Source organism: Marinobacter sp. DS40M6, from assembly GCF_028581595.1.
Classification (GTDB): domain Bacteria; phylum Pseudomonadota; class Gammaproteobacteria; order Pseudomonadales; family Oleiphilaceae; genus Marinobacter; species Marinobacter salarius.
In genome coordinates this window covers 18,493-43,768 of record NZ_JAFCAE010000007.1, presented here as the reverse complement: position 1 = coordinate 43,768, position 25,276 = coordinate 18,493, and the positions used below count along the sequence as shown (strand labels likewise).

The window sequence follows — 25,276 nt, the reverse complement described above, 5'->3', positions numbered from 1 at the left end:
AAACGGGCACTCAGCCATGAGAAGGAGGCCATTTTCGTGCGAATGCCCGATTCAGCAAAGACCGTAATCAATGCATCAACGTATATAGCTTGCGCCGATAGGTACGCACATCCGGGTTATTATTTCCCAGCTTGTCGAACAGCTCAATCAACGTAGTCTTCGCCACTTCATCCTTGTACTTACTGTCCACCCGCATCAGGCGAATCAGCAATTCCATCGCTTCGGCGTTGTTTTCCTGAAGGATGTGATGCAACGCCAGCAAGTGCAGGGCATTAGGATCTTTCGGGTCTTTGTCCAGTGCATCTTCCAGTTCGTGGATGGGGGGCAGTTCTGCTGACGCTCTGAGGAATTTCAGCCGGGCCGCAAGCTGCTTGGCCTGGTGCTGCATCTTTTCTTCCGGCGGCAGGCTTTCCAGTACCTGCTCGGCGGTTTCCAGATCACCCAGCTCCGCCTTCAGTTGCGCGAGGTCGATCAGTACCTTCAGATCATCCGGGTCGCTCCGATTCATCTCGGTTAACACGGCCAGTGCAGCTTCCACATCACCTTCTTCCCATAGTCGGTGAGCCTTATCGTAAGGGGCCTCTTCGTCTTCCGGCATTTCAATGTGCTTGTCGAGGACCTTGCGGATCTCGCTCTCCTGCAAGGCACCATTAAAGCCGTCCACTGCCTGACCATCCTTCACAAGGATCACGGTGGGTAGGCTGCGCACACCCAGGCTGCCGGTCAGTTGCTGCTGCTCGTCGGCGTTCACCTTGGCCAGCATGAAGCCGCCCTTATACTCATCCGCCAGCTTTTCCAGCAACGGCATCAACTGCTTACAGGGGGCGCACCACTCCGCCCAAACGTCAATCAATATGGGCGTTTTGGAGGACGCTTCCATCACATCCTGCTGGAAGTTGTCCATGGTGGCTTCGAAAACGTACGGCGAGTTGCTCATGGATGGCACCTGAAAGTGATTTCCTGAAATGTCATTAACGGATTGTTGTTGGTGATGGGGGCTAAGAGCCGAAATTCAAGGTTTTGCCGCAGGCTCTGCACGATAACGGCAATTACCGCCACCTGCCTTGAAATAATCCCCTTTGCCGTTACATAGGCAATAGGGCCGGGGCGACAGCCCGGATCAAATTTCCTGGAGGATGCGTGTACGGCATGAACGACGACAACCGCAACGACTCTTTTGATGCTCCCGAAGAAGATCTGACCGAGTACATCGGCAAGGACGAGAACAGCAAAAGCCTGGTGCTGCCGAAACAGCAGATGCCCCGCCGCATGTACGTGTTACCGGTGTCGAACAGGCCGTTCTTCCCCGCCCAGGTGCAGCCGATTGTGGTTAACCAGAACCCCTGGCAGGAAACCCTCAAGCGTGTAGGCGAAACCGACCACAAGGTACTGGGTATATGCTTTGTGGAAGACAGCGATCCTGAACAGGGCATTCCCGGCAGCGAGGAACTGGAAACCGTAGGCTGCGCTGTGCGCGTCCATCACGCCCAGGGCGAAAGCGGCAAAGTCCAGTTCATTGCCCAGGGCCTGCAGCGTTTTCGCATTACCCAATGGCTTCGGCGCCGGCCGCCCTACCTGGTAGAAGTGGAATACCCGGACGAGCCGGAAGAAGCCGCCGACGAGTTGAAAGCCTATACCCTCGCGATCATCAGCTCCATCAAGGAGCTTCTGCGCACAAACCCGCTTTACGGAGAGGAAGTGAAGCAATACCTGTCCCGATTCGGGCCGGATGACAGCTCTCCCCTGGCGGACTTTGGTGCCTCGATGACCAGCGCCCCGGGCCAGGAACTGCAGGAAGTACTCAACACCGTGCCTCTGCTCAGGCGCATGGAGAAAGTACTTCTGCTGATGGCGAAAGAACAGGAAGTCGCCCGCCTGCAGAGCGAAATCAGCGAAGAAGTGAACGAGAAGGTGCAAAAGCACCAGCGTGAGTTCTTCCTGAAAGAACAGCTCAAGGTCATCCAGCGCGAACTGGGCATGGCCAAGGACGATAAAACCGCCGACGCCGAGCGTTTTCGCGAGCGCATGGAAAGCCTTAACCCACCGGAACAGGTTCAGGAACGCTTTGACGACGAGCTTCAGAAACTGCAGGTACTCGAGCAGGGCTCACCGGAGTACGGCGTTACCCGCAACTACCTGGACTGGCTGACCCAGGTGCCTTGGGGCCTGACTTCGGAGGATCATTTCGATCTGACCGGAGCCCGCCGCATCCTGGACCGTGACCACGATGGCCTGGACGACGTGAAAGACCGTATCGTCGAGTTCCTTGCCGAAGGCACCTTCAAGGGCGAAGTCAGCGGCTCCATCCTCCTGCTGGTGGGCCCGCCTGGCGTGGGTAAAACCTCCATCGGCCATTCCGTCGCCGACGCCCTCGGACGTGAGTTCTATCGATTCAGCGTGGGCGGGATGCGTGACGAAGCTGAAATCAAGGGCCACCGCCGCACCTATATCGGCGCCATGCCTGGCAAATTCGTGCAGGCATTGAAAGACTCGAAGGTGTCCAACCCGGTGATCATGCTGGACGAAATCGACAAGATCGGTGCCTCCTTCCAGGGCGACCCAGCCTCCGCCCTGCTGGAAACACTGGACCCGGAACAGAACCGGGAATTCCTGGATCATTACCTGGACGTGCGCATGGACCTGTCCAAGGTCCTGTTTATCTGTACCGCCAACCAGCTTGACACGATCCCAAGGCCATTACTGGATCGCATGGACGTCATCCGGCTGTCCGGCTACATCACCGAAGAAAAGCTTGCCATCGCCAAGCATCACCTGATGCCCCGGTTACTGAAACGAGCCGGCCTGCTGAAAAAGCAGATGAACATCACTGATGCCGCCATTAAACAGATCATCGAAGGCTACGCCCGTGAAGCGGGCGTCCGCAGCCTGGAAAAATTGCTGCACAAAGTCATCCGTAAGGGCATTGTGAGGTTGCTGGAAGAGCCGAACGAGCCCGTGAAGGTCGGCGTCTCCGACCTGCAAACCTACCTGGGACAGCCAGCCTTCCGCAAAGAGAAATCCCTGAAAGGCACCGGTGTAGTCACCGGCCTGGCCTGGACCGCCATGGGCGGCGCCACCCTGAGCATCGAAGCCTCACGCATCCACAGCAGTCAGCGTGGCTTCAAACTCACCGGGCAACTGGGTGACGTGATGAAAGAGTCCGCCGAAATCGCCTACAGTTTTGTCTCTTCAAACCTCAAGCGATTCAAGGGTGACCCCACCTTCTTCGACAAATCCTTCGTGCACCTGCACGTCCCCGAAGGCGCCACCCCCAAGGACGGCCCCAGCGCCGGCGTCACCATGGCCACCGCCCTGCTGTCCATCGCCCGCCGCGAATCACCACAGCAGAATCTCGCCATGACCGGCGAACTGACCCTCACCGGCCAGGTGCTTCCGGTTGGCGGCATCCGTGAAAAAGTCATCGCGGCCAGACGCCAGAAAATCAGCAACCTGATCCTGCCAGAGGCGAATCGGGGGGATTACGAGGAACTGCCTGAATACCTGAAGGAAGGACTGACAGTAAACTTCGCCAAGCACTACAGCGATGTATTCCAGGTGTGTTTCGGGAACAAGCCGAACAAGGGCTCGTCCGTACACTAAATTCGGCGGTATTCAAAAGGTAAGATCGGTTTGGGGGTGGTGATACGTTTTCTGCCAGAAAAAGGTGTCCGAGCGCAGCGAGTTCTTTTTCCAAAGAAAATGTATCACCACCCCCAAACCAGGCACCCCAGAGGCCAGCGCCAAACTCAGGCCTTGGCCTTCCACCCATCCTCACGCAACACCGGCCCCACATCCAGAACCGGCGACGCATCAATATCATCAGCGTCCATCATATTGGCCACCCGCTGAAGCGACGCCAGAATCATCGTCTGCTCCCACTCAGCCAGACTCTGAAACTTCTTGATGAAATCCTCCTGCAGCGGCTGCGGCGCGCGGGCCAGAATATCCGCGCCCTCCTCCGTCAAGTGGGCGTGAACCTTACGCTTGTCCTGAGTGCTGCGAACACGGTAGACCAGCTTACGATGCTCCAGCCGGTCAAGAATCGTGGTCACGGTTGCCTGGCTCAGGCTCACCTTGTCGGCAATGGTTCCGATGGTGACCTCGCCCAGGTCACGGATGCTGCGCATAATCAGCAATTGTGGCCCCGTCAGCCCCGCATGCTTGCTAAGGCGTTTGGAATGCAGGTCTGTCGCTCGAATCACCCGACGCAACGCCACCAAAACCTCTTCGTAATTGTTCAACGCACCACTCCGCTTCGATTTGCCAAATTATTTATAACACTAAGCATTAGAGGTCTTTGTTCAGAATATTGCAAGCAGTAGTACCCACGTCCCTCAGCATGTATAGATCTGACCTGCCAGTGCTTTTACGAATTTCAGCATTTTTTCCGCCAACCACTATGCTAAGGTCACCCCCTTGTTGAATTTCCGCAAAACGGACACGACCCAATGAACACCCGAGCACACAGTTTTCTTCCGCAAAGCTCTTTCAGGAAGCGCCTGACAACCGCCCTCGCTTCATGCCTGATCGCACTGCTATTCAGTTCTGCCACCATGGCTCAGGAGCCCGGCGATAACCTTACCGCCGAGGATGTCCAGCAGCGAATCGACACTGCGGAAGAACCCATGTACACGCCGTTTGTTGAGCTGTATCTATTGGAGGAAACCAAAGCACTGCGCAAGGAAATGATGAACACCCGCGCCGAGCTGATCGAGAAGGTTGTCGACAAAGAACTCTCGGTGGCCGACAAAACCATGTCGTACGCCACCGACACCGTTACCTACTTCTTCTACCTGATCGCTGGCGCCACCTCCATTCTCGTGGTCATTGGCTGGAATTCGATTCGCGACATGCGCAACCAGCTCACCAGCCTTGCTGAGAAGCGGGTCAATGAACTCGTCGTTGAATATGAAAAGCGCCTGGAATTCATCGAGGACCAGTTAAGGCAGAAATCCGACATCATTCATCAGAACCAGGCCGAGATCGAACGCACCAACGAAGTGCACTCCCTTTGGCTAAAGGCCAGCCAGGAAACCTCCCAGCAGAATAAGATTTCTGCCTACGATACGATCCTGGATCTTCGGCCTGACGACGTGGAAGCGCTGAGCTACAAGGCCGATGCTGTGCTGGAAATGCAGGAGCCACTATGGGCCATCAGTCTTTGCCAGCGCGCCCTGAAACTGGCCCCTGAAAACGGCCATGCGCACTATCAGCTGGCCTGCGCCTACGCCGAGATCGGTCGTTGGGACGATGCCGTGACGACGCTGCAAAAGGCGATTAATATCTCTGAAGCGTACAAGGACGACGCCTCCGTTGACCCCAGCTTTGAACAGTTAAGGGATCACGACAGTTTCCGGAAACTGATTTTCCCGGACGACGGGGAGCAGTCTGACGTCTGACACGACAGGCCGGCACGCTCTTTGCTCGCCTATGATTGGAAAAACAACTGTCGGCGTTCCGTCACATTCACTGGCACTGCCTGCTTGACAAGGCGGCAGGTGTGGTGTTTGTTTACATCGCTGAGACCATAAGAAAAACCCTGACACAAAACAGGACAGACCCAATGAGAACACCAGTCAAGAAACTCGTATCCGCTGTTGCAACATCCATTGCCGTAATGGGCGCCGGCCAAGCCGCTGCCGAAATCAAAATCGGCATCGCGGGGCCTATGACCGGCCCTGTCGCCCAGTACGGTGATATGCAATTCTCCGGCGCCCGCATGGCGATCGAACAGATCAATGCCAATGGCGGTGTTATGGGAGAGAAACTTGTAGCCGTCGAACAGGACGACGTGTGTGATCCCAAGCAGGCCGTCTCAGTTGCCAACAACATGGTCAACGAAGGCGTGCGCTTCGTGGTCGGGCACCTCTGCTCCAGCTCCACCCAGCCCGCTTCCGACATCTACGAGGACGAAGGCATCCTGATGGTGACGCCAGCCTCAACCAGCCCGGACATTACCGAGCGTGGCTATGAGCTGGTGTTCCGCACTATCGGCCTGGACAGCATGCAGGGCCCGGTTGCCGCCAATTACCTGATCAGCCAGAAGCCCGAGCGTGTTGCCGTTGTTCACGACAAGCAACAGTACGGTGAAGGCATTGCGACCGCCGTTCGTGACACCCTCGAAGAAGCCGGTGTTGAAGTGGCCATGTTTGAGGGCATTACCGCTGGTGCCAAGGACTTTTCATCGCTGGTGACCAAGCTCAGGCAGGCTGATGTGGACTACGTCTATTATGGCGGCTACCATCCGGAACTCGGTTTGATCCTGCGCCAGGCGCAACAGGCTGACCTGGACGCCACGTTCATGGGCCCGGAAGGCGTGGGCAACAAAGACATCAACACCATCGCCGGCGAGGCAGCCGAAGGGCTGCTGGTTACCTTGCCGCCGAGCTTCGATGAAAAAGACGAAAACCAGGAACTGGTTCAGGCCTTTGAAGATAAAGGCGAAGATCCGTCCGGTCCTTTCGTACTGACCTCCTACACCGCTGTACAGCTGATTGCCGATGGCATTGAAGCCGCCGAATCAACGGACCCGTTCGATGTGGCCGAAGCGCTGCGCGCAGGCACATTCCAGACGCCAATCGGTACCGTTGAGTACGACAACAAAGGCGATATGGAATCGTTTGAGTTTGTTGTTTACGAATGGCATTCAGATGGCAGCAAAACTCCGGTAAACTAAGCCGCAATCGTTAACAAACGGTAATTATGAGAGCACCTTCTCACCGCGATCCGGGAGAAGGTGTTTTTCTAGGCCCCTGTTGATCCTGTATTCGGTCCCCCCGGTACCCCGGGCTGTGCCTGTGTGCAGAGGAAGGGGCAGGCTATCGGAGTCCCACACAGATGCAAGACCTCCTGTATTTTATTCAGCAGCTCATTAACGGGCTGACGATCGGGAGCACCTACGCCCTGATCGCCATCGGTTACACGATGGTTTACGGCATCATCGGCATGATCAACTTTGCCCATGGTGAAATTTACATGATCGGCGCCTACACGGCCCTGATCGCCATTACCGGCCTTGCCGCACTGGGTATCGCCTGGCTGCCACTGATACTGATCGTGGCGCTGGTCTGCGCAATGATCGTTTCCAGCTCCATGGGCTGGGCCGTGGAACGGGTGGCCTACCGCCCTGTGAGAGGAAAGCACCGCCTGATTCCGCTGATCTCCGCCATCGGCATGTCCATATTCCTCCAAAACTACGTCCACCTGGCCCAGGGATCACGCAACATCGGTTTCCCTGCGCTGATTGAAGGCGGATTCCGGTTCGGTGCCGAAGATTCGTTCCAGACCTCGATTTCCTACATGCAAGTCACCATCTTCATCACCACACTGATCTGCATGACAATACTCTCCCTGTTCATATCCCGCTCCCGCATCGGCCGCGCCTGCCGGGCCGTTTCCCAAGACCTTGGAATGGCCAACCTGCTGGGCATAGACACCAACCGCATCATTTCAGCCACATTCGTCATTGGTGCTGCATTGGCCGCGGTCGCAGGCCTTCTGCTGGGAATGTACTACGGCTCCATCGATCCGCTGTTTGGCTTCATTGCGGGACTGAAGGCGTTTACGGCCGCCGTCTTGGGGGGCATCGGAAGCATTCCGGGTGCCATGCTTGGGGGGCTTATTCTCGGGGTTGCCGAGAGCATGACCTCCGGCTACCTCAGTGGCGAATACAAGGACGTTGTCTCCTTCGGACTGCTGATCCTGATCCTGCTGTTCAAACCCACCGGCCTGCTTGGCAAACCGGAGGTTGAAAAGATCTGATGGCTGCTCATAACCTGAAACACGCGCTGTTTTGCGCCATTGTCACCCTGATCATTTCGTACCCCATTCTGGGATTCAACCTGGCCAGCGAAGGCACTACGGTTACCCTTGAAGGGGCCAAAACGTCTACCGTCATCGGCGTACTGCTGGCAGCGGTTATTGTCTTCCTGTTCCAGCTGTTCCGGGACAATCTGATGGGCTCACTGCGGCAGCTGCCCGCAGCAAACCCGCTGGCCAACCGCAAGCCCATGGAGCAGAGCAAGCGGCTGAAACTGGAATCGGCCCTGCTCACGCTGATGATCATAGGCGCCCTTATCTGGCCCTTTATCGCCTCCCGTGGCGCGGTGGATCTGGCTACCCTGGTGCTCATCTACGTCATGCTGGCCCTGGGCCTGAATGTGGTTGTCGGCCTCGCCGGCCTGCTGGACCTGGGCTACGTCGCTTTCTACGCCGTGGGTGCATACACCTTTGCCCTGCTGTCTCAGTATTACGGCGTTTCATTCTGGTTTGCCCTGCCGATCGGTGCCCTGCTTGCGGCCCTGTTCGGGTTGGTACTTGGCTTTCCGGTGTTGCGACTGCGAGGGGATTACCTGGCCATCGTCACACTCGGTTTTGGCGAAATCATCCGCATCCTGCTGAACAACATGACCAACCTGACGGGCGGCCCCAATGGCATCGGCGGCATTCCCGACCCTACTCTGTTTGGCATGGAATTCGGCCGCCGGGTGAAGGAGGAAGGCAATACGTCGTTCCATGAAACCTTCGGCATCGCCTACAGCGGTGAGCACAAGGTGATCTTCCTGTACCTGATCGCTTTGGTACTGGCCGTCATTACCGCTATCGCTATTCGCCGCTTGATGCGGATGCCGGTAGGCCGCGCCTGGGAAGCCCTCCGCGAAGACGAGATTGCAGCCAAATCCCTGGGGTTGAACCGAACTGCGGTGAAGCTTTCCGCCTTTACCATCGGTGCTTTCTTCGCCGGTTTTGCCGGTACGGTGTTCGCCTCCAAGCAGGGCTTTATCAGCCCGGAATCCTTTGTGTTCCTGGAATCGGCCATCATTCTGGCGATTGTGGTACTGGGCGGCATGGGCTCCCAGATGGGAGTCATCCTCGCTGCGATCGCGGTCACCATACTGCCGGAACTGGCACGGGAGTTCTCCGAGTACCGGATGTTGATCTTCGGCGCGGCCATGGTGTTGATGATGGTCTGGCGCCCGCAGGGCCTGCTGCCCATGCGACGCATCCACATTGAACTGAAAAAGCAGGAGTGACGGATAATGCTTGAAGTACAGAATCTGTCGATGCGCTTTGGCGGGCTCCTGGCGGTGGATCAGGTGTCGCTGGACGTACAGGAACATGAGATTGTGGCTATCATCGGCCCCAACGGAGCCGGCAAAACCACCGTGTTTAACTGCATGAGCGGTTTCTACAAGCCCACTGGTGGCAAGATCCTGTTCCAGGGAGGTGAAATCCAGGGTAAGCCGGACTTCAAGATTTCCCGCCTTGGCCTGGTCAGAACCTTTCAGCACGTGCGTCTGTTCAGCCGTATGACGGTGGTGGAGAACCTGCTGGTGGCGCAACATCGCCATCTCAACACCAATCTGCTCTCCGGCATACTGAATACCCCGAACTATCGGGAGAAAGAGCAAAAGTCGCTGGACCGCGCCGCCTATTGGCTGGACCGGGTGGGACTGACGGATATGGCGAACCGGGAAGCCGGCAACCTGGCCTACGGCCAGCAGCGCCGTCTTGAGATCGCCCGCTGCATGGTGACCGAACCCAAGCTACTGATGCTGGATGAACCCGCTGCAGGCCTGAACCCGGCCGAAACCAAAGACCTGAACCAGCTGATTATCAGTCTGAAGGAAGACTACAACGTGTCTGTGGTGCTGATTGAGCACGACATGAGCCTGGTGATGGATATCTCTGACCGTATCAATGTGATCAACCAGGGGCGCCCCCTGGCCAGCGGCACACCGGATGAGATTCGCCGCAACGATGATGTCATTAAAGCCTATCTGGGTGAGGCCTGAGGAATAACCATGCTTGTACTAGAAGACGTCCATACCCATTACGGCAAGATCGAGGCACTTCACGGTGTCTCTGTTGAAGTAAAGAAAGGTGAGATCGTGTCGCTGATCGGTGCCAATGGCGCCGGCAAGACCACGCTGCTGATGACCGTCTGCGGGAATCCCCAGGCCACCTCTGGCCGGGTGATTCTCCAGGGTCGGGACATCACCCGTGATCTCACATCGAACATCATGCGCTCGGGCATTGCTATCGTGCCCGAAGGCCGGCGCGTGTTTTCCGGCCTGACCGTTGAAGAGAACCTCCACATGGGCGGTTTTTTCAACACCAAGTCGGAAATCCGCAAAAGCCAGGACCACGTCTACGAACTGTTCCCGCGCCTGAAGGAGCGGGAACATCAGCGTGCCGGCACCATGTCGGGCGGCGAGCAGCAGATGCTGGCCATCGGGCGGGCGCTGATGAGCAAACCGAACATGATCATCCTGGACGAGCCCTCCCTCGGGCTGGCTCCACTGGTGATCAAACAGATCTTCGAGATCATCGGAAAGCTGCGCGAGGAAGGGATTACCGTGTTCCTGGTGGAACAGAATGCGCATCAGGCCCTGAACCTGGCGGACCGAGGCTACGTGCTGGAAACCGGACGTATCCGCCTGCACGATACCGGGAAAAACCTGCTGGCCAACCCGGACGTTCAGAATGCCTACCTCGGTGGTTGATGAGATAGCCACCCACCGCTAGAACGGCGTACCTAAACGCAAAAAAGCCGGAACATGGTGTCATGTTCCGGCTTTTTTGTAACACCTGGCATCAAGCAATCGCTTACTTAACGCTCTTGATGGTGCCCTTGTAACCTTCAACGGATACGTTGATGGTTCCAAATACCACGTAATCGTCTTTCTTGACGGTGTAACGCGGAGCGACAATCACGTCAGCACCGGATTCCTGAATGGCGTTGTAGGCAGCAGCCGCCTTAACAGCTTCAACCGGGTTCGGCAGAGCGAAAGGCAGTGCACTTCCACCGTTACCACCGGCAGAGTAGGCAACGCCATCAGCGTATTCAGTTTCAGCGCCCAGGGTAAAGAACAGAACCTTGGTTGCAGAGGATTGACCGGTGATCTTCTCGCCTACTTCGATGTCAGCCTTAACGTCGGTAGCAACGGAGCCAGACAGCGGCAGGGAGGGAGCGCTGGTGTTCAGTGAGGAACAGCCAGTCAGTGCGCCAGCAAGAATCAGTGATGATGCGACAAGAACTTTTTTCAAAACTCAATCTCCATGTGTTGTGTACAAGCCTTCATGGCCGCGCGCACTATACCCAAACAAGTTCTATATAACAAGATCATTACAAAAGAACATTTTTTAGCCGATTTAGAAATATGAACACGTGATCACATTTTTGACTTTGCGGGCCAAATCAATCACTCAGCGCCTTTGTAATTTGCCTTCCTGATATTTCAACTATACTCAGAGTCAACGGTCGACCTGTCTCCACGGGAAATCAGTCAGGGCCGTTAGCGCGCCGGCTCCGGGACCCTTTCAGGTGGGCATGGCGCGTTTGCGACGACAGCTAAATCAAACAAGGAGTGGATAATGAAAAAACTCATCGCAGGTGCACTGCTCATGGGTGCTTCTACCCTAGCCTTCGCTCAGCCTGGTTGCGGCGTTGGTGCAATGATCTGGAAAGGACAGTCAGGCATCGCCCCCCACGTTCTGGCGGCAACCACCAACGGTACTTTCGGTAACCAGACGTTTGGTATGACCACCGGTACCTTGGGTTGTCAGACCAACCAGTCCGTGCAATCCATGGCCATGTACATGGACAGCAACATCGATAAAGTTGCCCGCGACATGTCCCGTGGCTCCGGCGAAAACCTGGACACCCTGGCCGTACTGCTGGGTGTGGACGAAGCGGATCGCGACTCTTTCCGCAAAGTTCTGCAGGATAATTTCGCAACCATCTTCCCATCGTCCGACACCACCTCTGGCGAGGCTGTCGATGCCATCGTAGCCCTGCTGGAGCAGAACGATACGCTGAGCAAGTACGTAGCCGCCTGATCTTCGGGCGCGAAGAAAAAGGAGTTTGCGCGCCATGGACGGCGCAACGAATTTCTCACCATCCACCCGTCGCCTAACCCGGAATTGACTGACCATCCATGCGCACTTTGCTTCGGTTCGCGCTGGCCCCTATATGGCTGGCATCCTGTTTCAATGCATTTGCAACATCGCTCCCCGACACCGGAAACCTACATCAGAATCCTGCGTGGTTGACCCTGCTCCATTACCAACCCGACCGCTTCGGCGACGGCTACACCGGTCAGGCGGACGACGATGCCTTCTACCTCAGCGATAATGGCAAAACCTCACCAAAGGCGGAAATGGAAGCCACAGTCGCGGCCATCACCCAGCCCGGAGGCGGGAATGAGCACGCGCGCTGCCGCTTCCCGGCACGGGACCGCTGGCTAAGGGCACAACTGGACCTGCCCGGGCAACCCGCAAGTTGCCCCGCTTTCGAGGAGTGGAGCGACGAGTTGAATACCGAAACCGTGACACTGGTATTTGCCGCGTCCTACCTGAACAGTCCGTCGTCCATGTTTGGCCATACGTTCCTGCGACTGGACCCGCCCAGGGAAGACGAGGAAACGAACCTGATCCTGGCCAACACCATCTCTTACGCCGCCGATGCGGCCGCCCACGATAGCGAAATTCTGTTCGCCTATAAGGGCATTTTTGGTGGCTACCCGGGCATTACCTCCATCCAGCCCTACTATGAAAAAATTCGCCTCTATTCCGACATTGAGCACCGGGACCTGTGGGAGTACACACTCAACCTCACCCAGTCGGAAGTGGACATGATGCTCGCCCATACCTGGGAGATACGCGAGCGCAATTTCGATTACTATTTTTTTGACGAGAACTGCGCCTACCGCCTGCTGGCCCTGATCGACGTCGCCCGGCCCGGCACCGACCTGCTGGGGGAAGTCGGCACCCATGCCATTCCCTCAGACACGGTGCGATGGGTTGTCGACAAGGGACTTGTCGACTCCGTCTACTACCGCCCGTCTGCGGCGACCAACGTCAGCCACCGCATCGACGCCCTGCCCGACGACCATCAGACACTCGCCGCCGCCATCGCCAACGGCTATGTGGATGCCGATGCACCCGAGGTACAGGCATTGAACGATGAACCGCGTGCGCGGGTGCTGGACGCCACCTACGATTATGTTCGTTACCAAAGCGAAGCCGAGGGCTGGCCCAGGGAACATGCAGCCCCACTCTCCCATGACCTGCTAAGGGAACGCAGCAAGATCCGCGGAGTCGCGATAAAGGACAGCCCCCCTGAGCCTGCCATCCGGGACGACCAGGGCCATGACACCTTTCGCGCCAGCGTCAGCGGCGGGCGCATGGGTGACCGCAACTTCAGCGAACTCACGTTACGCCCCGCCTATCACGATATACTTGACCCACCCGCCGGCTACCGTGGCGGAGCACAGCTCCAGTTCCTACGACTGGATGCCCGCCTGTACACGGACAACAACGAAGTACAGATTGAACAGCTGACCGGCGTGGAAATCCGCTCACTCTCGCCGCGCAACCAGTTCTTCTCGCCGCTGTCCTGGCAAGTCGGCTTCGGCGGCCGCCGCACTGACACCGAAACCAACCGCGTATTCACCCCCTATCTGGAGGGCGGCGCCGGTGGCAGCTGGCAGCTGGCACCCGGCACCCAAGCCTTCGCCATGGCCACTGCCGACTTGGAAATCGACGACGACCTGCGACGCGGCTACGACGCCGCCCCCGGCGCCGACCTGGGTATACTGCATCAGAACAACCAGTTCAGCGTTCTGGGCGGCGTGAAAACCAAAGCCTGGATCGTCAGCAGCCAACACCGACAGGATCAGGCCTACCTGGAAGGCAACTGGCACCTCGAACGGGACTTTAGTCTGTTCGGAAAATTCAGCCGTGAAGACCACTACGACAGGTACCGCAGCACATGGCAACTCGGACTCCACGCCTACTTCTGACAATTCTGAGAACACTGGCCGGCCTCACCGCCGCGTTTACCCTGCTGCTGCAGACCGGCTGCAGCAGCGTGTTCTTCTATCCGGACCAGGTCACCTACATCACTCCCGACCGCCTGAACCTGGAATTCGAAGATGTGTTCGTGGAAACCCCCGACGGAGAAACCCTCCACGGCTGGTGGCTCCCCGCCAGCTCCGAACCAAAAGGTACCGTTTACTTTCTTCACGGCAACGCCCAGAACATCAGCAGCCACATCATGAACGTCGCCTGGCTCCCTGAGAAACGCTACAACGTCTTCCTGATCGACTACCGGGGATATGGGCGCTCCACCGGCGCACCGGACATAGAAGGCACCCTGCACGACGCAGAGACCGGCCTGCGATGGCTGGTTGACCAGCCGGACGTACAGAGCCAGCCCCTGTTCCTTCTGGGCCAGAGTCTGGGTGGCGCACTGGGAACCGCCCTGGCCAGTGAATGGGTAAAGCGAGACGAACAACCACCCCTGGACGGCGTGATCCTCGACGGCACCTTCTCCGGCTTCCGCGCCATTGCCCGTGAAAAACTCGGCGACTTCTGGCTCACCTGGCCACTGCAGGTTCCATTGAGCTGGACGATCACTGACGAATACGAGGCTTACGAACGCATCAGTGATATCAGCCCGGTTCCAGTGATGGTGATTCACAGTGTTCGGGACGGGATTATCCCGTTTCACCACGGGGAGCGATTGTACGAGGCAGCAGAAGAACCCAAAACGTTCTTGCAGACGGATACGCCCCACGCCTCAACATTTGTGATTCCGGGTTATCAGGATGAAGTTCTGGAATTTATGGAAGGCGAGTAAATAGCCTGGGCGTCCGTCGCAGATAGGCTTGCAAAACCGTGGAGCGCCAGGGATGGCGCGACCGAGCCCTACAGGGACGTATTTACGTGGCGTGTTTTGAAAGCCTGTCTGCGACGGGCGCTTCACAAGAGTTGAAGGCCTGAAAACAAAAAAACCCGCCAGACTCCGGAGAGCGGCGGGCTTTTGTCGAAGGCAGAGCCTTACAGCGCGGACAGATCCGTCGGCTGCTCACCTTCCTTCACTTCCTTCATGGACAGCTTCACGCGTCCACGGTTATCCACATCCAGAACCTTCACCAGAACTTCCTGACCTTCGCTCAGCTCGTCAGTCACGTTCTCGATGCGACGCTCGGAGATCTGGGAAATGTGCACCAGACCATCCTTGCCAGGCAGGATGTTAACAAAGGCACCGAAGTCCACGATGCGCTCAACGCGACCGCTGTAGATAGCGCCTACTTCGATTTCCGCAGTGATTTCCATCACCCGCTTCATCGCAGCATTGGCCGCATCCTGATTGTCGGCATAGATCTTCACGTTGCCATCGTCATCCAGATCGATGGAAGCACCGGTCTCGTCACAGATGGAGCGGATAGTGGAACCGCCCTTGCCGATAACGTCGCGGATCTTCTCCGGGTTGATCTTGATGGTCGTAATGCTCGGCGCGCGGCTGGAAAGCTCTTTGCGCGGCGCAGAGATAACCTTGGCCATCTCACCCAGGATGTGCAGACGTGCTGCATTGGCCTGATCCAGCGCAATTTCCATGATCTCGTCGGTGATGCCCTGAATCTTGATGTCCATCTGCAGAGCAGTGATACCCTCAGAGGTACCCGCCACTTTAAAGTCCATATCGCCGAGGTGATCCTCATCACCCAGGATATCGGTCAGAACCGCGAACTGGTCGCCTTCCTTGACCAGACCCATGGCGATACCGGCCACCGGCGCCTTGATGGGCACGCCCGCATCCATCAGTGCCAGGCTGGAACCACAGACAGACGCCATGGAGCTGGAACCGTTGGATTCAGTGATCTCAGATACCGCACGGATGGTGTACGGGAATTCTTCCATGGTGGGCATAACCGCTGCCACACCACGCTTGGCCAGACGGCCGTGACCAACTTCACGACGACCCGGCGTACCCACACGGCCAGCTTCGCCAACGGAGTACGGAGGGAAGTTGTAGTGGAACAGGAACGGGTCTTTACGCTCACCTTCCAGGGCATCGATGATCTGCATGTCACGCGCGGTACCGAGCGTGGTGGTCACGATGGCCTGGGTCTCGCCACGGGTAAACAGGGCGGAGCCGTGGGTGCTGGGCAGAACGCCAACTTCCACTTCGATCGGGCGAACTGTCTTGTTGTCGCGGCCGTCGATACGAGGTTTGCCATCGATAACCTGCTGGCGAACGATGGTCTTCTCAACCTTGGCGAAGTACTTCTTCACTTCGTCTTCCGCCGGCTGGCCTTCTTCTTCTCCGGCCAGTTTTTCAACGGCAGCGGACTTGATCTCGCTCAAGCGGGCATAGCGCTCCATCTTGTCACGGATGCCATAGGCCTGCTCGATATCGGCCGAAAAGTCAGCCTTTACAGCGTTCAGAAGCTCAGTGTTCTCTGCTTCTGGCTGCCACTCCCAACGAGGCTTGCCAACTTCAGCGGCAAATTCCTTGATCGCGGTAACCGCTGTCTGCATTTCCTGGTGCCCGAAGAGCACGGCACCCAGCATCTGGTCTTCTGTCAGGCCCTTGGCTTCGGATTCAACCATCAGAACCGCGTCTTCAGTACCGGCAACCACCATGTCCAGCAGGGAGGTTTCCAGTTCTTCAAAGGTCGGGTTCAGGAAGTAGCCACGCTCATTGGTGTATGCGACGCGGGATGCACCGATAGGACCATCGAACGGGATACCGGAGATGGACAGGGCGGCGGAAGCGGCCAGCATGGCGGCAATATCCGGATCCTGGTTCTTGCTGGAGGACATGACCGTCGTGATGACCTGGGTTTCGTTCATGAATCCCTTGGGAAACAGTGGACGAATCGGACGGTCAATCAGGCGAGACGTCAGGGTTTCCTTCTCCGACGGACGGCCTTCACGCTTGAAGAAACCACCCGGGATTTTGCCCACAGCGTAGGTTTTCTCGAAGTAGTTGACGGTCAGCGGGAAAAACGGCTGGCCCGGCTTGGCTTCCTTGGCCGCAACCACGGTACCCAGTACCGAAATGTCGTCTACGGTGACCAGCACAGAGCCGGTGGCCTGGCGGGCGATGCGACCGGTTTCAATGGTGACGGTCTTGCCGCCGAGTTCGAACGATTTTTTAACGGGATTGAGATCCACGGTAACTCCTGAATTCATCATTTCAATTGGTTGACCCGGACAACTCGCCCCTGCGAGTTATCCGCTATAACTGCAACATCGTCTGAAGTGATGAACTGAAGGGTAGCCCGTCTGAAAGCTAACAGGCTGTTGCAAAACCCCGGGGCGTAAGCCACCTGGCTAAACCGGGCTTTTCAACAACCTGCTATCAATTTCAGCTTTCCGTTACGACAGGGAGTTCCTTCAGGGTTCACAGACAGACACGATGCAGGAGAGAGGCACAACCAGCGGGGCTATCAAAGCCCCGCCGGCCGTTAAGTACAACCGGATTAGCGACGCAGGCTCAGACGCTGGATCAGGTCCAGGTAGCGGTCTGCGTTCTTACGCTTCAGGTAATCCAGCAGTTTACGACGCTGGTTAACCATCCGGATCAGACCACGGCGGGAATGGTGATCCTGCTTGTTGGTCTTGAAGTGATCCTGCAGCTTGTTGATGTTGTGGCTCAACAGTGCAACCTGAACTTCAGGAGAACCGGTATCGCCATCACCCTGCTGAAAATCCTTAACGATCTGTGCTTTCTCGTCGGCAGAAAGTGCCATAAAACTCACCTCATTGTCGCGATGCTATCGAATTCGGCCGAACCACGCATCTCTACAGCCCGGCTAACTGGCAATAACCCTCAAAGGGCTATCAGCCACTCTTCACCAGACGACGAGGCACCAGTTTGGTCGCCTCCCCCTCCGGGAATCCTTCCGCCAGCCCGACAAAACGCCCGTTGCCATAAAGGCGAACGAACCCTTCCGCGGGCTGACCCGATATTCTAACTGGTTGTCCGTTCAATATCGACACCAGCGAACTGCCTTCCAGATCCCGCTCCGGGAACATGGACAGAGCAGCATCCGGGGCCACCAGCAGGCCATCCAGACTTTCACCTTCTTCGCGCATGGACTCCAGCATTGGAACCTCACGGGCATCCGCGAGCGTGAAGCCGGAGGCCATGGTGCGGCGCAGTGCCGTCACATGGGCACCGCAACCCAACGCCTCGCCAATGTCCTCCACCAGCGAACGAATGTAAGTGCCTTTCGTGCAACTTACCGCGATATCAATCTCGGTCTCGCGCACCTCCAGCAGCGTCAACTCGTAGATGGTCACCGGGCGCGACGGACGCTCCACCTCAATACCTTCGCGCGCGTATTCATAGAGCGGTTTGCCCTTGTGTTTTAGCGCGGAGTACATGGAGGGAACCTGCTGGATATCGCCACGAAAGCGTTCCAACACCGGCTCCAGGGCATCGGCATCGAGCCCAGAGGGCACCGGTTTCTCAGCAACCACGGCACCTTCGCTGTCCCCGGTTTCGGTACGGACACCCAGGCGAGCGGTGGCGATGTAGGCTTTGTCGCTGTCCAGCATCATCTGGGAAAACTTGGTGGCTTCACCAAAGCACAACGGCAGCACGCCGGTGGCCAGCGGGTCCAACGCACCGGTGTGACCGGCCTTGGCCGCCCCGAACAGGCGTTTTACCTGCTGCAGGATGCCGTTGGACGTAATGTCCATCGGCTTGTCGATCACCAGTATGCCGTTAACATCGCGGCCTTTACGACGTCGACTCAAGCCTTTTGCTCCGGATCATCAGACGCCCCGTCGTTGCGGGCGTCGTCGTCACGGTCAACCACTGGCTTGTCGCCAACCGCTTCCCGAATCAGATTGTCCATGTGACGGCTGTGCCCAAGCAACGTATCGAAATGAAAACGCAACTGGGGCGTCACCCGCAATTTCATGGCACGGCCGACCTGCCCTTTCAGGAAGCCAGCCGCTTTATTCAGCACTGTCAGGGAATCCCGCACCTGCGGCGACTCCTCGGTCAGCTCTTCGGTGGTCAGCAGCGATACGTAAACGTCTGCATAACCCAGGTCACGGCTCACCTTGACGGCATTCACCGTGACCATGCCCACCCGCGGGTCTTTGACCTCCCGCTGGATGAGCTGGGCCAGCTCCCGCTGCATCTGATCGCCGATGCGATCAATCCGGCTGAACTCTCTTGGCATCAGGTTTCCTTTAATCTCAGGCGCATCACGCGCCGGTGGACTCAAGCTTACGCTCAACCCGAACGCGATCGAATACCTCGATCTGGTCGCCGACCTTCACGTCGTAGCCCTTAACGCCGATACCACACTCCATACCGTTGCGGACTTCGGGTACGTCATCCTTGAAGCGGCGCAGCGATTCCAGCTCGCCTTCAAAGATAACCACGTTGTCACGCAGGACACGGATCGGCTTGTTGCGGTAAACGTTACCCTCGGTGACCATACAGCCAGCCACCTGGCCAAACTTCGGCGAACGGAACACATCACGCACATCGGCAATGCCCACGATATCCTCGCGGAATTCCGGCGCCAGCATGCCGGTCAGAGCTGCTTTCACATCATCAATCAGGTTGTAGATGATGCTGTAGTAGCGCAGATCCAGACCTTCCTGCTCCACCAGACGCTTGGACGCGGTGTCCGCACGCACGTTGAAGCCGAAGATAACCGCGTTGGTCGCCATGGCCAGACTGATGTCCGTCTCTGCGATACCACCAACGCCCGAGGACACGATCTTGACCTGTACTTCGTCGTTACCAAGATCCTGCAGCGACTTGGTGATGGCTTCCAGGGAACCACGAACGTCGGTCTTGAGCACCACGTTGAGGGTTTTGACCTCGTCCTTGCCCATATTCTCGAACAGGTTCTCAAGCTTCGCAGCCTGCTGCCTGTGCAGACGCTGCTCCCGCTCGCGGGACTGGCGGAATTCCGCCAGCTCCTTGGCTTTCTTCTCATCAGCCACGGCAAAGAACTCATCACCAGCGTTCGGCGTGCCATTCAGGCCCAGGATTTCCACCGGAATGGAAGGCCCGGCTTCTTTGACCTGCTTGCCGGCCTCGTCGGTCATGGCGCGAACCTTACCGAAGAAGGAACCAGCCACCACCATCTCGCCCTGACGGAGCGTGCCGTTCTGCACCAGTACGGTAGCCACGGAACCGCGACCACGCTCAAGGCTGGATTCGACCACTACACCCTTCGCAGGTGCATCCGGAGAGGCCTCGAGCTCAAGGATTTCAGCCTGCAGCAGCAGTGCCTCAAGCAGGTCTTCAATGCCGTCACCGGTATGGGCGGATACAGGGATAAACTGAACGTCACCGCCCCAGTCTTCCGGAATAACTTCCATACCCGCCAATTCGGTCTTGATACGATCCGGGTCGGCCTCTTCCTTGTCCATCTTGTTGATGGCAACGACGATGGGAACGCCGGCGGAACGTGCGTGATCCACGGCTTCCTTGGTTTGCGGCATAACGCCGTCATCGGCAGCCACCACCAGGATAACGATGTCGGTGCACTGGGCACCCCGCGCACGCATCGCCGTGAAGGCGGCGTGGCCCGGAGTATCCAGGAAGGACACCATGCCATGGTCGGTTTCAACGTGGTACGCACCGATGTGCTGGGTGATACCCCCAGACTCGCCGGACGCCACCTTGGTGCGGCGAATGTAATCCAGCAGCGAGGTCTTACCGTGGTCAACGTGACCCATCACACTGACAACCGGCGCACGCTTGGTCTTTTCCTTGCCTTCAAAGGAGAATTCGCTCAGAACCTCTTCCTCGAACGCATCTTCACTCACCGTGTTGGCTTTGTGACCGAGTTCCTCAGTCACCAGAACAGCGGTTTCCTGATCGAGAGCCTGGTTGATTGTCGCCATTACCCCCATGCCCATCAGTTTCTTGATGACGTCCGCTGACTTGACCGCCATCCGCTGGGCAAGATCACCCACTGTGATCGTCTCGGGAATATCGACTTCTCGTACCATTGGCTTGGTCGGCCTCTCGAAAGCATGACGCTTTTCTTTGGGTTTCTTTTTCGCACGGAGCGGCTTGCGCAGCGTGGTGTCTTCTTCCTCTTCATTGATAATCAGAGGCTCTTCCACCGGACGGCTGCGCGGCCCACGATGCCCTGCGGACTTCTTCTTGGGCTTACCCTCTTCGGGCTCATCACCGCGCTCGCGGGCCTTTTCCTTCTTCTTCTTCGGTTTTCGATCCTTGCCTTCGCCTTCTTCAGGCGGCGGAATCGGCATGTCTTCCGGCGCGGGAACCGGTGACTGTTCCGGCTCGGCAGCCACTTCCGGCTGAGCTTTTTCAGTCGGTTTTTCGTCAGCAGCCGGCTCTTCAGCCGGAGAATCTGACACCGGCGCTTCCGGCTTCGGCGCATCCGCAGGCTGTGCCTGCTCAGCCGCGACTGTCGCTGGGGCCTCTTCCGGGGCCGCAGCCGCCTGCTCGGCAGCTTCTTCCTGCTTCGCCGCTTCCGGCTCGAGCTCGGCGCGCTTGATATACGTACGGCGCTTGCGAACCTCAACATTGACCGTTTTGGTACGGCCCGCTTTCAGCGTGGTTGTTGTCTTGCGCTTAAGAGTGATTTTCTTGGGCTCAGCCTCACTCTCACCGTGATTCTTTTTCAGATAGGTCAGCAACTGCTGCTTCTCATCACTGGTAACAGAATCCCCTTCGGAGCGGGCTTTCAGGCCAGCCTCCACGATCTGTCGCAGCAAACGATCCACGGGAGCGCCTACATCTGCGGCCAGTTGTTTTACCGTTACATCAGCCATACTGGTCCTCCTCCCGATTAAGCCTGGTCTTCAAACCAGGGGGCGCGTGCTGCCATAATCAACTGGCCGGCACGCTCTTCTTCCATTCCTTCAATGTCGAGCAAGTCGTCAACCGACTGCTCTGCAAGATCTTCCATGGTACGAATCCCCATACCGGCCAGCTTGAAAGCCAGGCCACGATCCATACCGTCCATTGCGAGAAGATCTTCTGCGGGCTCAGCGCCCTCTAGCGCCTCTTCACTGGCCAGGGCCTGATTCAACAGGGCATCCTTGGCACGGCGACGCAATTCGGTCACGGTTTCTTCATCAAAACCGTCAATGGCAAGCATCTCTTCCATGGGGATGTACGCTACCTCCTCAATGGAGGTAAACCCTTCCTCAATGAGGACACCTGCAAATTCTTCGTCCACATCCAGATTGCCGGTGAAGTGCTCGAGCAGAGAATTATACTCCTGCTCCTGACGCTCACCCGCTTCCTCTTCTGTCATGACGTTCAGCGTCCAGCTGGTAAGATCCGTCGCCAACCGAACATTCTGACCATTCCGGCCAATCGCCTGGGCCAGATTGTCCTCAGCTACTGCCACTTCCATGGTATGGCGATCCTCGTCCATGACGATGGACGCCACTTCCGCCGGCGCCATGGCATTGATGACCAGTTGCGCGGGGTTGTCGTCCCACAGCACGATATCCACACGCTCGCCACCCAACTCGTTGGAAACTGCCTGTACTCGTGAACCACGCATGCCCACGCAGGCACCCACCGGATCAATCCGGCGGTCGTTGGTCTTGACCGCAATCTTGGCGCGGGAGCCTGGGTCCCGGGCTGCGCCACGAATCTCAATCAGCTCCTCCGCGATTTCCGGCACCTCAATGCGGAACAGTTCGATCAGCATCTGCGGATCGGTACGGCTCAGAATCAGCTGCGGGCCGCGATGATCGGTACGGATTTCCTGCAGCAGAGAGCGCACACGATCACCCATCCGGAACGTTTCACGGGGAATCAGGTGTTCACGGGGCAGCAAGGCTTCGGCGTTGGCACCCAGATCCACGATGACGTTGTCACGTGTCACTTTCTTTACGGTGCCAGAGACGAGCTCACCTACGCGATCCCGGTAGCTGTCGACAATCTTGGTGCGCTCGGCTTCCCGCACTTTCTGGAATATGATCTGCTTCGCTGCCTGGGCACCAATACGGCCGAAGGCAACGGATTCCACTTTCTCTTCGTGGATATCGCCGGGCTGCAGACTCTTGTCGATTTCTTCCGCTTCCTGCATGGTCAGCTCGGTGCCCAAAGCAGGAACCGCATCGTTATCAACCACCAGCCAGCGACGGAACGTTTCATATTCGCCGGTGCGGCGATCGATGGAAACGCGGATGTCCGCTTCCTCGTCGTCGTAGCGTTTTTTGGCAGCGGTGGCGAGTGCCAGCTCGATTGCTTCGAAGATCACGTCCTTCTCGACACCTTTCTCGTTCGAGACGGATTCAACCACCAGCAAGATCTCTTTACTCATTGGATTGCCCTGCCCTTAAAAATAAACTTTGCGTCCACTGACTTACTCAAATACCGGAACGATGTTGGCTTTCTCGATGCTATCGAATGGCAACAGGTATTCGTGATCATCAACAACCACGACAACGTCTTCACCTTCAATGCCTTTAATCAGGCCCTGAAACTTGCGACGCCCCTCAAATGCCATTCGTAATTTGATCTGGACCTGGTGGCCTGCGAATGCCTCATATTGCTCCAGACGGAACAACGGCCGGTCCATGCCCGGAGAAGATACCTCCAGGGTATACTCCGTCTGAATGGGGTCTTCCACATCCATTACGCCGCTGGCCTGGCGACTGACTTTCTCACAGTCTTCAATGCCGATGCCGTTTTCAGCATCGTCAATAAAAATTCTCAACAGGGAATGGTGTCCCTGGGAGCGAAATTCAATGCCCCAAAACTCGTAACCCAGGCCTTCCACAATGGGCCTGAGCAATTCTTCCAGCTGCTTCAACTTGGCTGACAAGGTTATCCCGTCTCCGTTACTCGATTTTTCCGACCCCAAAAACAAAAAAAGGGCTGTTGATCAGCCCTTTTTATGCACCAGGGCCTGATGCGCCAGGCCCCTTAATCAAAAAGCCCCTAAAAAGTGGGGCCCTTTGTTGCAAGAACTCACAGGGGAAAAGCAATCTAAACACCCCCTGCTGACAGACACCTGGCCTGCCTGGAACCGGCAGGGCAAACTGTGCCCGGAGCCCGCTCCAATATCCGCCGGAGTATAGAGACGCCGGCCTTACTGGTCAAGGACTGACCAAAAAAAACGGCCTGGTAAATCCAAGCCGTTTTTCTTCTTATATGGTGCCCAGGGCCGGACTCGAACCGGCACGGCTTTCGCCACTACCCCCTCAAGATAGCGTGTCTACCAGTTCCACCACCTGGGCAGCACCTTTACTCGAGCTCGGGGAGTTTATTTTCATCCCCGCGCCCGTCTTCGCCTTCTGTCGCTGATTCACCCTCAGCCTGCCCGGCATCCGATTCGGCCGGTGACTCCTGGACTACAGGAATACCCGCCTCACCTGCCACTTCGGCACGCTGCTTGGCAAATACAGCCAGCGAAAAACTCGTTACAAAAAATACGATAGCCAGCAAAGTTGTGGCACGGGTCAGAAAGCTACTGCTGCCCTCGCTGCCAAACACGGTCTGGGAGGCGCCGCCACCAAATGCAGCACCGGCATTGGCACCCTTACCCTGCTGGAGCAGGACCAGCGTCACCAGCGCCACCGCAATGAGCACGTGCAGAACGACAACCAGTGTTTCGACCCAATCCATAATGACTCTCTAATGACTCTTGCTAATGGCTTTCGCGAACCTTTAACGCTCAGGACTTGCCTGGCACCGCCCGGCAAATACTTACAAAATCGTTTGCATCCAATGACGCGCCACCAATCAACCCGCCATCGATGTCCGGCTGAGCAAAAAGCGCCGCGGCATTATCCGCTTTTACACTGCCGCCGTAAAGCAGCGATATCTCATCCGCCGGAGCCCCAAGGGACTTCAACACATCGCGGATAGCGGCATGCATGGCCTGAGCATCATCAGCGGTGGCGGTTTTACCCGTCCCTATGGCCCAAACCGGCTCATAGGCGATCACAACCTGCTGCCATGACTCACTGCCAACGTCGACGAGGGCCTTGCGAACCTGTCGCGACACGACACCTTCAGCCTTGCCCGCATCACGTTCTTCGAGGGTCTCGCCAACGCAAACAACAGCGACCAACCCTGACGTCAGGGCCTGCCCGACCTTGGTGGCAACCTGCTCATCGGTTTCGCCGAAGAGCTGCCTGCGCTCCGAATGCCCGACCAAGGTAAAACCACAGCCGCAATCTTTTGCCATCGCCGCGGAAATTTCCCCGGTGTAGGCGCCTGAATCCCAGCACGCTACATTCTGAACACCAACAGCCAGCTTATCGCCAGCCTGCTCAGCAACATCGCCAACATACAGGGCGGGAGGAATAATAACAGCCTCCACACCATTATCAAACGATGCTAATTCGGACCGGACTTGACCAACCAGATTGCTTACCAAGTCTTTCGACCCGTTCATTTTCCAGTTGCCGGCGACAATCTTACGGCGCATAAAAAATCCCTGATTCAAGGGAGGGCGAACTATACAGCAGTCTTTTACAGCAGACAACTGCCCCTAAGCAC

General features: G+C 57.1%; 22 protein-coding genes and 1 tRNA gene. 10 read left to right on the top strand and 13 right to left on the bottom strand.

Going from position 1 to position 25,276, the window contains the following annotated elements:
• Positions 1-67: 67 nt before the first annotated feature.
• Entirely contained in the window at positions 68-937 is an 870-nt protein-coding gene (locus tag JJO78_RS16985; RefSeq protein ID WP_136633514.1) for a thioredoxin family protein, read from the bottom strand.
• A 212-nt stretch (positions 938-1,149) separates the two neighbouring features.
• Between JJO78_RS16985 and lon the strand changes: the two genes are divergently transcribed.
• A complete protein-coding gene (lon, locus tag JJO78_RS16980; protein WP_151983024.1) occupies positions 1,150-3,600 on the top strand; it encodes an endopeptidase La in 2,451 nt (816 codons plus the stop codon).
• 146 nt (positions 3,601-3,746) lie between these two features.
• Here the strand turns inward: lon and JJO78_RS16975 are convergent, their stop codons facing one another.
• A complete protein-coding gene (locus JJO78_RS16975) occupies positions 3,747-4,241 on the bottom strand; it encodes a MarR family winged helix-turn-helix transcriptional regulator (RefSeq protein WP_085679084.1) in 495 nt (164 codons plus the stop codon).
• A 312-nt stretch (positions 4,242-4,553) separates the two neighbouring features.
• Here JJO78_RS16975 and JJO78_RS16970 point away from each other — a divergent pair, with 312 nt between their 5' ends.
• The 6 genes from JJO78_RS16970 to JJO78_RS16945 all read left to right on the top strand — a co-directional run bounded on the left by JJO78_RS16970 (position 4,554) and on the right by JJO78_RS16945 (position 10,505).
• On the top strand, positions 4,554-5,399 hold the full coding sequence (locus tag JJO78_RS16970) for a TPR end-of-group domain-containing protein (protein ID WP_075194486.1): 846 nt from the start codon (positions 4,554-4,556) through the stop codon (positions 5,397-5,399).
• Positions 5,400-5,563: 164 nt separating this feature from the next.
• A complete protein-coding gene (locus tag JJO78_RS16965) occupies positions 5,564-6,676 on the top strand; it encodes a branched-chain amino acid ABC transporter substrate-binding protein (RefSeq protein ID WP_075194324.1) in 1,113 nt (370 codons plus the stop codon).
• A gap of 161 nt (positions 6,677-6,837) precedes the next feature.
• Positions 6,838-7,761 carry a high-affinity branched-chain amino acid ABC transporter permease LivH gene (gene livH / locus JJO78_RS16960; protein ID WP_036208593.1) on the top strand — a complete coding sequence of 308 codons (924 nt, stop codon included), beginning with the start codon at positions 6,838-6,840 and terminating at the stop codon, positions 7,759-7,761.
• A complete protein-coding gene (locus JJO78_RS16955) occupies positions 7,761-9,032 on the top strand; it encodes a high-affinity branched-chain amino acid ABC transporter permease LivM (RefSeq protein WP_075194323.1) in 1,272 nt (423 codons plus the stop codon). The genes livH and JJO78_RS16955 overlap by 1 nt, the downstream gene beginning before the upstream one ends.
• 6 nt (positions 9,033-9,038) lie before the next feature.
• Entirely contained in the window at positions 9,039-9,794 is a 756-nt protein-coding gene (livG, locus tag JJO78_RS16950; RefSeq protein ID WP_036208587.1) for a high-affinity branched-chain amino acid ABC transporter ATP-binding protein LivG, read from the top strand.
• Between the two features lie 9 nt (positions 9,795-9,803).
• On the top strand, positions 9,804-10,505 hold the full coding sequence (locus JJO78_RS16945) for an ABC transporter ATP-binding protein (protein WP_007153092.1): 702 nt from the start codon (positions 9,804-9,806) through the stop codon (positions 10,503-10,505).
• 103 nt (positions 10,506-10,608) lie between these two features.
• On the opposite strand, the gene JJO78_RS16940 is transcribed toward JJO78_RS16945, so the two are convergent.
• Positions 10,609-11,049 carry a hypothetical protein gene (locus JJO78_RS16940; RefSeq protein WP_036208584.1) on the bottom strand — a complete coding sequence of 147 codons (441 nt, stop codon included), beginning with the start codon at positions 11,047-11,049 and terminating at the stop codon, positions 10,609-10,611.
• Positions 11,050-11,376: 327 nt separating this feature from the next.
• Here JJO78_RS16940 and JJO78_RS16935 point away from each other — a divergent pair, with 327 nt between their 5' ends.
• The 3 genes from JJO78_RS16935 (at position 11,377) to JJO78_RS16925 (ending at position 14,644) form a co-directional block, all read left to right on the top strand.
• Positions 11,377-11,841, top strand: a complete 465-nt coding sequence (locus JJO78_RS16935) for a DUF3015 domain-containing protein (protein ID WP_007153094.1) — start codon at positions 11,377-11,379, stop codon at positions 11,839-11,841.
• Positions 11,842-11,939: 98 nt separating this feature from the next.
• The gene (locus JJO78_RS16930) at positions 11,940-13,805 is read left to right on the top strand and encodes an Lnb N-terminal periplasmic domain-containing protein (RefSeq protein WP_151983025.1); all 1,866 of its coding nucleotides are present in this window, start codon (positions 11,940-11,942) and stop codon (positions 13,803-13,805) included.
• Positions 13,775-14,644, top strand: coding sequence for an alpha/beta hydrolase (locus JJO78_RS16925; RefSeq protein WP_151983026.1), 870 nt, complete (start codon positions 13,775-13,777; stop codon positions 14,642-14,644). Before JJO78_RS16930 ends, JJO78_RS16925 begins: the two co-directional genes overlap by 31 nt.
• Before the next feature lie 200 nt (positions 14,645-14,844).
• Here JJO78_RS16925 and pnp read toward each other — a convergent pair whose 3' ends face one another.
• The 10 genes from pnp to tpiA all read right to left on the bottom strand — a co-directional run bounded on the left by pnp (position 14,845) and on the right by tpiA (position 25,205).
• Entirely contained in the window at positions 14,845-16,968 is a 2,124-nt protein-coding gene (pnp, locus tag JJO78_RS16920; RefSeq protein ID WP_075194320.1) for a polyribonucleotide nucleotidyltransferase, read from the bottom strand.
• A 308-nt stretch (positions 16,969-17,276) separates the two neighbouring features.
• Positions 17,277-17,546 (bottom strand): 30S ribosomal protein S15, encoded by a 270-nt coding sequence (gene rpsO / locus JJO78_RS16915; protein ID WP_007153099.1) that lies wholly within the window; start codon positions 17,544-17,546, stop codon positions 17,277-17,279.
• Positions 17,547-17,637: 91 nt separating this feature from the next.
• Positions 17,638-18,558, bottom strand: a complete 921-nt coding sequence (truB, locus tag JJO78_RS16910) for a tRNA pseudouridine(55) synthase TruB (RefSeq protein WP_273624189.1) — start codon at positions 18,556-18,558, stop codon at positions 17,638-17,640.
• Positions 18,555-18,992, bottom strand: a complete 438-nt coding sequence (gene rbfA / locus JJO78_RS16905) for a 30S ribosome-binding factor RbfA (protein WP_036207858.1) — start codon at positions 18,990-18,992, stop codon at positions 18,555-18,557. Before rbfA ends, truB begins: the two co-directional genes overlap by 4 nt.
• A 25-nt stretch (positions 18,993-19,017) precedes the next feature.
• Complete coding sequence (gene infB / locus JJO78_RS16900) at positions 19,018-21,579, bottom strand: translation initiation factor IF-2 (RefSeq protein ID WP_228210115.1); 2,562 nt, start codon at positions 21,577-21,579, stop codon at positions 19,018-19,020.
• Between the two features lie 17 nt (positions 21,580-21,596).
• Positions 21,597-23,090, bottom strand: coding sequence for a transcription termination factor NusA (nusA, locus tag JJO78_RS16895; protein ID WP_036212210.1), 1,494 nt, complete (start codon positions 23,088-23,090; stop codon positions 21,597-21,599).
• 42 nt (positions 23,091-23,132) lie between these two features.
• Positions 23,133-23,594: a ribosome maturation factor RimP gene (gene rimP / locus JJO78_RS16890; RefSeq protein ID WP_036212208.1), complete on the bottom strand. Its 462-nt coding sequence runs from the start codon at positions 23,592-23,594 to the stop codon at positions 23,133-23,135.
• A 330-nt stretch (positions 23,595-23,924) separates the two neighbouring features.
• Positions 23,925-24,009 (bottom strand) — tRNA-Leu (locus tag JJO78_RS16885).
• Positions 24,010-24,016: 7 nt separating this feature from the next.
• On the bottom strand, positions 24,017-24,397 hold the full coding sequence (gene secG / locus JJO78_RS16880; protein ID WP_036212204.1) for a preprotein translocase subunit SecG: 381 nt from the start codon (positions 24,395-24,397) through the stop codon (positions 24,017-24,019).
• 49 nt (positions 24,398-24,446) lie between these two features.
• A complete protein-coding gene (gene tpiA / locus JJO78_RS16875; protein WP_199480558.1) occupies positions 24,447-25,205 on the bottom strand; it encodes a triose-phosphate isomerase in 759 nt (252 codons plus the stop codon).
• Positions 25,206-25,276: the final 71 nt, after the last annotated feature.

Bases quoted from the DNA above. Each gene is read 5' to 3' on its own strand.
- infB (WP_228210115.1), bottom strand. From the start codon at position 21,579: ATGGCTGATGTAACGGTAAAACAACTGGCCGCAGATGTAGGCGCTCCC.
- secG (WP_036212204.1), bottom strand. From the start codon at position 24,397: ATGGATTGGGTCGAAACACTGGTTGTCGTTCTGCACGTGCTCATTGCG.
- rpsO (WP_007153099.1), bottom strand. From the start codon at position 17,546: ATGGCACTTTCTGCCGACGAGAAAGCACAGATCGTTAAGGATTTTCAG.
- lon (WP_151983024.1), top strand. From the start codon at position 1,150: ATGAACGACGACAACCGCAACGACTCTTTTGATGCTCCCGAAGAAGAT.
- JJO78_RS16965 (WP_075194324.1), top strand. From the start codon at position 5,564: ATGAGAACACCAGTCAAGAAACTCGTATCCGCTGTTGCAACATCCATT.
- tpiA (WP_199480558.1), bottom strand. From the start codon at position 25,205: ATGCGCCGTAAGATTGTCGCCGGCAACTGGAAAATGAACGGGTCGAAA.
- JJO78_RS16945 (WP_007153092.1), top strand. From the start codon at position 9,804: ATGCTTGTACTAGAAGACGTCCATACCCATTACGGCAAGATCGAGGCA.
- JJO78_RS16930 (WP_151983025.1), top strand. From the start codon at position 11,940: ATGCGCACTTTGCTTCGGTTCGCGCTGGCCCCTATATGGCTGGCATCC.
- livG (WP_036208587.1), top strand. From the start codon at position 9,039: ATGCTTGAAGTACAGAATCTGTCGATGCGCTTTGGCGGGCTCCTGGCG.
- JJO78_RS16925 (WP_151983026.1), top strand. From the start codon at position 13,775: ATGGCAACTCGGACTCCACGCCTACTTCTGACAATTCTGAGAACACTG.
- JJO78_RS16985 (WP_136633514.1), bottom strand. From the start codon at position 937: ATGAGCAACTCGCCGTACGTTTTCGAAGCCACCATGGACAACTTCCAG.
- nusA (WP_036212210.1), bottom strand. From the start codon at position 23,090: ATGAGTAAAGAGATCTTGCTGGTGGTTGAATCCGTCTCGAACGAGAAA.
- JJO78_RS16955 (WP_075194323.1), top strand. From the start codon at position 7,761: ATGGCTGCTCATAACCTGAAACACGCGCTGTTTTGCGCCATTGTCACC.
- rbfA (WP_036207858.1), bottom strand. From the start codon at position 18,992: ATGCCAAGAGAGTTCAGCCGGATTGATCGCATCGGCGATCAGATGCAG.
- JJO78_RS16935 (WP_007153094.1), top strand. From the start codon at position 11,377: ATGAAAAAACTCATCGCAGGTGCACTGCTCATGGGTGCTTCTACCCTA.
- livH (WP_036208593.1), top strand. From the start codon at position 6,838: ATGCAAGACCTCCTGTATTTTATTCAGCAGCTCATTAACGGGCTGACG.
- JJO78_RS16970 (WP_075194486.1), top strand. From the start codon at position 4,554: ATGGCTCAGGAGCCCGGCGATAACCTTACCGCCGAGGATGTCCAGCAG.